Consider the following 6570-nt stretch of genomic DNA (forward strand, 5'->3'; position numbering starts at 1 on the left):
CCCTGGCGCAGGGCGAGGGCGGTGGCGCCGGCACTGAGGGCCGCGCCTCCGCCCGCCGCGACGGCCATCCACAGGCCGATCGGCAGCGACGGGGTCTGCCAGGTGAGCAGCCGCAGGGCCAGGGAGGGGCTGGGGTTGAGGGCCGCCACCAGCAGGGTCACCAGCAGCGGCGAGAGCAGGGGGAGCAGCAGCAGGCGATGCAGCACGGTCCGGAGCGTCAGGGGGTGGAGACTTCGTCCGGGGCGGGCCGGCCCACGGGCCCCTGCCAGCGCTGCAGGGAGCCGAGCTGGAGGCCGAGGGTGTCGAAGACACGGATCACCAGGAAGTCCACCATCTCACCGATCGTGGTGGGCTGGTGGTACCAGGCCGGAACCGGGGGGGCGATGCGGGCCCCGGCCTCGGCCAGGCGGGTGAGGTTGCGCAGGTGCACCAGGTTCCAGGGCAGCTCCCGCGGTGCGATCACCAGGGGCCGTCCCTCCTTGAGGTGGACATCGGCCGCCCGTTCGATCAGATCGAGCGCCACGCCGGAGGCGATCCGGCCGACGGTGCCCATGCTGGCCGGCAGGATGACCATGCCACGGGTGAGGTGGCTGCCGCTGGCGATGGCGGCAGCCTGGTCGTTCCAGCGGTGGCAGTGCAGCCGGCCGGAGCTGCACCCGGTGCGTTCCCGCCAGAAGTGCTCCTGAGCATCAGGCTCCGACGGCACCCGCAGGCCCATCTCCGCCTGCCAGACCCCGATCGCCCCGCGGCTGGTGACCATCTCGACCGGCAGGTCGTCCTCAAGCAGCAGTTGCAGCGCCCGTTCGGCGAGGGGCTGGGCGGAGGCGCCGGACACCGCCAGCACCACGGGAAGCGAGGACGGTGCCATCGGCGGCTCAGCCCTCGTCCGTGTCGCCGGGGGCGTCATCGGCATCGTCGTCCGCGGCGCCATCGGCGGCGCCCTCCTCCACCTGCTCGAAGTCCTCGGGCTGAAGCACCGCCAGATCGATCTGATGGCGCAGCGCATCCACCTTCTGGATCTCCACATCGACCCCGTCGCCGACCATGTAGGTGCGACGGAACTTGCGGCCCACCAGGCGATTCTGGCGGGAGCGGTACTCGTACCAGTCGTCCTTGAGGGAGCTGACGTGCACCAGCCCCTCCACCTGGGAGGGGGGAACCTCGACGAAGAAGCCGTAGCTCTGCACGCCGCTGATCACGCCGGGCAGGGTCTGGCCGACCAGGGGCTCGGTGTGGCGAGCCTGGGCCAGGGCGAGCACATCGGCCTGCAGCTCCTGCAGGAAGCGGCAGCGGCCGTTGAGGCGCTGGGCCAGGCCGTGCTCCAGGCCCTGCTGGTAGGGGGCCAGCTGACCCGGGGTGAGCAGGGGCCAGTCGGTGCTGCCGTGGCAGGCGTCGCTGGCCAGGTCGGTGCTGATCTTGTGGCGCACACTGGGGCGGTCCTTGCCGTCCACCAGCAGGCTGACCAGCAACTGCTGGTTCCAGATGTCGGCGTAGTGGAGGGCCGGGCAGCACCAGGGGGCCACGGCGGTCTCCTCACCGGCGACCGCGTGGGGGCCGGCCTCGGCCGCCAGCTGCACCGGCCGGAGCGCATCGCGCAGCTGCTGCTGCAGGGGTCGGCCACGATCGGTGGCGGCGAAGACGGCGGCGAGCTCGGCGGCGCTGGCGTTGCCATCGGCACTGAGCTCCATCGGGATGTCGAGGGCCAGGGCCGCCTTGGCGACGTCGTTGATGTCACTGGCGTCCGCCGCCGGGTTGAGGGCGAACAGGGCGGGCAGCTCCAGGGCCAGCAGGTGGCGGCCCAGGGCCCGGTGGGCCACCAGCACCGCCTCCCGCAGGATCGCCACCGGATCCTCGGTGGGCAGCTCCACCAGCCAGCCCTGCAGGGCCGTGTCCGGGGCGGGCACCCGCAGGTCGCCGAGGTTGTCGATGCCAGGCATCGGCAGGTCGAGGTCGATCGAGCCGGCCGCGAGGCGCCGCTGGCGCAGCAGGCCGCTCAGCTGGACCAGCTGCTCCAGCAGGGGCAGGTGGTCCTTGAGGGGCTTGAGGGCGGCGGGGACGGTGCGGGCCTTGGGCTTGCGCTCGGCCAGGGCCTGCATCGCGGCCCGGTCCACCCGGGCATCGGGGCTGATCTGGCTGAGGCTGAAGCGGAAGTGTTCCAGGCCCCCCTCGGCGTCCAGTTCCAGGGCCACCGACACCGCCGCCTGGCTCTCGCCCGGGCGGAAGCCGCAGGCCTTGGTGAGGGCGGGGGGCAGCAGGGGCAGCCAGCGGCGTCCCAGGCAGATCGCCTCGCCCTGCTCCCGCAGCCAGGTGTCGAGGCTGTTGCCCATGCCGATGCGCTCGGCCACGGCGGGACTGTGCACCCACAGCCGCCAGCCGCCCTCCCGCTCCTCCAGGGAGATGGCGGGCAGCACCGGGGCTTCGCCACCCTCCCAGGTCTCCAGGATCAGGGTGGGCAGGGCCGTCAGGTCGGCGCGGCCCTTGGCGACGGGCTGCTTGAGGGTGGCGCGGGGGGAGGCCGGCCGCTCCTGCAGGCGGTGCTTGGCCAGCAGCAGGTCGGTGTCGGCCGCTTCACCGCCGTGCACCGGCAGGCTGCGGGCCACGTGGCCGGCCGGGCCGAACTGGGCCACCGGGAAGCGGTCAATCTTCACCTCCACCACCGCCTCCTCGGCCTGGTCGAGGTGGACCGCGTCCTCCTCGGGCAGGGCGACGGCGGTGAGCAGCCTGTCGTCGAGGGGGATGGCAACGAGTTGGCCGTCCTGCCGCTCGACCTGGGCCAGCAGGCTGGGGGTCTGGCGCTCGAGGATGCACTGGACACCCCCTTCCGGCGAGCGACGGCGGCCCCCTTCGCGGGTGATCTTCACCAGGACCCGATCGCCATTCCAGGCGTGGTTGAGCTGGTGGTCACGGATGTAGATGTCCTCACCGCCGTCCTCCCGCAGGGCGAAGCAGAAGCCCTTGCTGGAGCAGCGCAGCCGGGCCGGGATCAGCTCAGGGGTTTCGCGGGCGCGCAGGCCTTCCCCGTCCTCCTCCACCAGCCCCAGCCGCAGCAGGGCATCCAGACCGATGCGCAACTGCTGCTTGCAGGTCTTGGTGGTCAGGCCCAGCGACTTCTCCAGCTTGGCCAGGGCCACCGCATCGGTCGTGGAGAGATGGTCGAGCAGATCGGCGACCGTGAACTTCATCGGATGGGACATGCGCGGAGGATGGCACTGCGGGAGCAGCGCGATGGCCAGGGTGGTCCGGAGCGCCAGGGGGGTCGACGGCCTCCGTGGACGGGGGATGGCCCGGCAGCGCCCGCCATCACGGCGTGCGTCACCCGGGGACTCTAAGGAGCGGGCGTCTCGGAGTCCCCGGCGGGGGCTTCGGAGGCCGCAGCGGCAGCCTCAGCGTCCGCCGCGCCGGAGCGCAGGATCAGGCGGGTGCCGATGATCAGGAAGCCGGCGGAGGCCGCCAGCTGCAGTCCATCGGTGGGGATGACGCTGGAGAGGGAACCGCCCGCCGCCGCCCCCACCAGGCTGGCCAGCACGAGGGCGAAGGCACTGCCGGCGAACACCGCCCCGGGCCGGTTGGACGTGCCGCTGATGCTGACGATGGCCAGCTGGGTCTTGTCGCCCAGCTCCGCCAGGAAGACGGTGGCGAAGGTGGAGGCGAGCAGGGCGAGCGGCATGGCGCGGCGGGTGACGGACTCAGGCGTTGAGCAGGTGGAGCGGTGCCAGGTGCAGCACCGCCTGGCGGCCCAGCCACAGCCCCAGGGCGACCATCAGGATCCCCGCCGCCCGCTCCAGCTGGTGGGGCGGCATGACGGTGGACAGCCAGCGCCCCAGCAGCACCCCCACCAGGCTGGAGCAGATCAGGGCGAGTGAGGCGCCCACGAACACGACGACCGGCCGGCCCGACTGGGCCGACAGCAGCAGGGCGGCCAGCTGGGTCTTGTCGCCCAGTTCAGCCAGGAAGACGGTGGTGGCGGTGCTCAGGAACACCGTGATCCAGCTGGAGGGGGCCGGGGATCCGGGGGCGCTGCTCATGAGGGCTGGCGGATCGTCCGCAGGAAACGGCGCATCACCGGATGGCACCCACCCAGCTCGGCCCGGATCTGCTGCCGGCAGGAGGCGATGGCCAGGGCATCGGGGTCGTCGCCGGGCTGGCCGAACAGCGCGACCAGCTGATCGACCCGGCAGAAGTCGGGGCGTTCCGCATAAATGCGGCAGCGTCGTGAACCGGTGTCGAAATGGCGGCACCAGCCATCCTCCCCGACCATCGCGAAGTAGAGCTCCTGCTGATCGGGATCGAGGGCCTCGATCGCGTCGCCCCGCAGGGCCGGATCGAGGCGGCAGCAGGAACCGCAGCCGCTGATGCACTGCCAGTGCTCGGGTCGGGGCACGGGGACGCCACGGGGTCGCTCCATTCACTCACACCCGAGGCCGTCTTCCCAGCCCACGCCCCCGCCAGCCATGACAACCGATCACGGCCGCCGGGGCGACGCCCTCAAGCAGCCGCCGGGCGACCTACACTCCTGGCCGATTGTCCCCCTCGCCGGCAGCCGCACCATGGGTATCGATTTCCATCTCATTTCCAACTTCGGCGCCCTGGCCCTGATCACCCTGGCCGGTCCGGCCGTGATCTTCATCCTCTACTACCGCCGCGGCGCCCTCTGATCGCTCCGGCACCAGCAGGTCCGCCAGGGCGTGGTACACTGGTCGGCGCTGGATCGCCTGACCCGTGTAGGACGCGATCACAGCGGCGGCCACCAGACCCGGCATGAGCTGCTGGTCCCCAGCCATGCGAATAGCGAAGGCGATCGTCATCAGCGGCAGTTGGGTGGCGCCCGCCAGCCCCGCCGCCATCCCCAGGGCCAGGCCCAGATGGGGATCCCCCACCAGGGTCCGCGTCACCCCTGCGCCGAATACACCCCCGATGGCGAAGGCCGGGTCGATCAAGCCCCCGGGGATCCCGGCGGAGAGGGCCAGCACCGGCCCCGCCAACCGCGAGACCAGCAGCACGATCCAGCTGCCGTCGATGGTGGTGTCCGCATCCTGATCAAGGATCAGGCGCATCAGGGTCTCGCCATCGCCACCACTGGCGCCGCCGGTGACCAGGGCCAGCAGGGCCAGGGCCACCCCCGCCGCCAGGCCGAGGCGCAGGGGCTGACGGCGGGCGAGCGGGGTGATGTGGCCCGTGGCCCGCACCAGCAGCCAGGCGAACAGGCCGCCGAGCGCCCCGCCGCCGAGGCCGATCGGGATCGCCCAGAGCAGCTGCTCGATCTCCGCCACCGGGCTGGGGTTGATCCCCAGGGCGAACATCGGCTGGCCGCCGAGGCCACTCACCAGGGCCGCCGCGCTGGCCAGCACCAGCGCCGGCCACACCAGCCGCTGCTGAAAGCTGCCAGTCAGTTCCTCGACCACGAAGATCATCCCCATCAGGGGGGTGTTGAAGCCGCCGGCCAGACCGGCCCCCGCGGCTCCGGCCAGCAGGTGGCCCCGGCTGGCCCGGTGCAGCAGGCCGGGCCAGCGCCGCAGCAGGGCCTGGCCCACGGCCGCGCCCACTTCCACCACCGGGCCCTCGCGGCCCAGGGGCAGCAGGGCCAGGCTGGCCACGGTCCAGAGGCCGAGCCGTTCCCCGGTCGGGGCGGCGGAGAGCAGCCGGGTGCCCCGGTGGGGATCCTCCAGGCAGAGCATCACCTGGGGAATGCCCGAGCCGGCCCCGCGGCGCCAGGGTCCCCGCTGGAACCAGAGCAGCAGCGGCACCAGGGGGATCGGGGCCAGGGCCAGCAGCCAGCCAGTGGTGCTCCAGCCGCCGCCGCTGAAGGCCGGCAGGGTGGAGAGCAGGCGATCCTGGAGCAGGTCGATGCGGTTGAGCGGCCAGCAGGCCAGCCCCACCACGGCCCCCAGCAGCGCCAGCAGCAGCAGGGAACGCACCGGGGCCAGCGGGGACCGGCTCATCCTTCGACCATCCCCAGGGCCATGGCCGCCTCCCGCATCAGCCCCTGAACGTAGGGGTGGGGCGGATCCACCAGGGCGGCGGGGCCTGTGCCGTCGGGCGGGATGGCGGAGGACAGCTCCTCGCCGGCGGCATTGCGGATCACCAGGCTGTCCCCCTGGCGGCGGCACCAGTAGGTGCGGTCGCGGCGCTGCAGCACCACGGTGTCACCGCCGCTGCAGCGGATCGCCTCCAGCTCCAGCTGGAACCGTTCCACCCCCTGCCAGTCATCGCGGCGCAGGCGGTAGGCCACATCCACCGGGCCCGCCCACTGGTCGGGTCCCTGCCAGCGCCAGCCGATCGCCCGCAGCCGCGCCTCCCCCTGGGCCAGCTGCAGCTGCAGGTGGCCGCCGCGCAGCAGCTTCTGCTCCACCACCTGGCAGCGGCTGCTCCAGAACAGGGGGGTGGGATGGCCGATGCCGAAGGGGGCGAGCCGCTGGAGCTGGCGCCAGAACTCCCGGTCGATGCGCTCCAGCCGCAGCAGGGCCTCGGGCTCCACCGGGCGGCCATCGCCCGCCGCTTCGAGCCAGCGGCTGGCCAGGGCGTCGAGCCGTTCCTGCAGCGCTCCAACGTTCTCGGCCCGCACCGTGAAGC

Annotated in this window: 6 protein-coding genes and 3 pseudogenes; 1 reads left to right on the plus strand and 8 read right to left on the minus strand. The window is 72.8% G+C overall.

Annotation, left to right across the window (positions count from 1 at the left end; all coding sequences use genetic code 11):
• The 6 genes and pseudogenes from VB737_RS13790 to VB737_RS13815 all read right to left on the minus strand — a co-directional run.
• Positions 1-206: pseudogene (locus VB737_RS13790) on the minus strand (hypothetical protein); the annotation flags it as partial.
• 11 nt (positions 207-217) lie between these two features.
• Complete coding sequence (locus tag VB737_RS13795; RefSeq protein ID WP_500313787.1) at positions 218-868, minus strand: flavin prenyltransferase UbiX; 651 nt, start codon at positions 866-868, stop codon at positions 218-220.
• A gap of 7 nt (positions 869-875) precedes the next feature.
• Positions 876-3182 carry an RNB domain-containing ribonuclease gene (locus tag VB737_RS13800; protein WP_500313796.1) on the minus strand — a complete coding sequence of 769 codons (2307 nt, stop codon included), beginning with the start codon at positions 3180-3182 and terminating at the stop codon, positions 876-878.
• A 143-nt stretch (positions 3183-3325) separates the two neighbouring features.
• Positions 3326-3667, minus strand: coding sequence for a TMEM165/GDT1 family protein (locus tag VB737_RS13805; RefSeq protein WP_500313788.1), 342 nt, complete (start codon positions 3665-3667; stop codon positions 3326-3328).
• A gap of 19 nt (positions 3668-3686) precedes the next feature.
• On the minus strand, positions 3687-4025 hold the full coding sequence (locus VB737_RS13810) for a TMEM165/GDT1 family protein (protein WP_500313790.1): 339 nt from the start codon (positions 4023-4025) through the stop codon (positions 3687-3689).
• Complete coding sequence (locus VB737_RS13815; RefSeq protein ID WP_500313792.1) at positions 4022-4405, minus strand: YkgJ family cysteine cluster protein; 384 nt, start codon at positions 4403-4405, stop codon at positions 4022-4024. Before VB737_RS13815 ends, VB737_RS13810 begins: the two co-directional genes overlap by 4 nt.
• Here VB737_RS13815 and VB737_RS13820 point away from each other — a divergent pair.
• A pseudogene (locus tag VB737_RS13820) lies at positions 4353-4607 on the plus strand (hypothetical protein); the annotation flags it as partial. The gene VB737_RS13815 and the pseudogene VB737_RS13820 overlap by 53 nt on opposite strands.
• Here the strand turns inward: VB737_RS13820 and VB737_RS13825 are convergent.
• The gene (locus VB737_RS13825; protein WP_500313794.1) at positions 4506-5939 is read right to left on the minus strand and encodes a chloride channel protein; all 1434 of its coding nucleotides are present in this window, start codon (positions 5937-5939) and stop codon (positions 4506-4508) included. The pseudogene VB737_RS13820 and the gene VB737_RS13825 sit on opposite strands and share 102 nt — an antisense overlap.
• Positions 5936-6570 (minus strand): annotated as a pseudogene (locus VB737_RS13830) (single-stranded-DNA-specific exonuclease RecJ); the annotation flags it as partial. The gene VB737_RS13825 and the pseudogene VB737_RS13830, both read right to left, overlap by 4 nt.

Source organism: Synechococcus sp. BA-120 BA3, assembly GCF_034931285.1.
GTDB lineage: Bacteria > Cyanobacteriota > Cyanobacteriia > PCC-6307 > Cyanobiaceae > Cyanobium.

Bases quoted from the DNA above. Each gene is read 5' to 3' on its own strand.
- VB737_RS13795 (WP_500313787.1), bottom strand. From the start codon at position 868: ATGGCACCGTCCTCGCTTCCCGTGGTGCTGGCGGTGTCCGGCGCCTCC.
- VB737_RS13800 (WP_500313796.1), bottom strand. From the start codon at position 3,182: ATGAAGTTCACGGTCGCCGATCTGCTCGACCATCTCTCCACGACCGAT.
- VB737_RS13805 (WP_500313788.1), bottom strand. From the start codon at position 3,667: ATGCCGCTCGCCCTGCTCGCCTCCACCTTCGCCACCGTCTTCCTGGCG.
- VB737_RS13810 (WP_500313790.1), bottom strand. From the start codon at position 4,025: ATGAGCAGCGCCCCCGGATCCCCGGCCCCCTCCAGCTGGATCACGGTG.
- VB737_RS13815 (WP_500313792.1), bottom strand. From the start codon at position 4,405: ATGGAGCGACCCCGTGGCGTCCCCGTGCCCCGACCCGAGCACTGGCAG.
- VB737_RS13825 (WP_500313794.1), bottom strand. From the start codon at position 5,939: ATGAGCCGGTCCCCGCTGGCCCCGGTGCGTTCCCTGCTGCTGCTGGCG.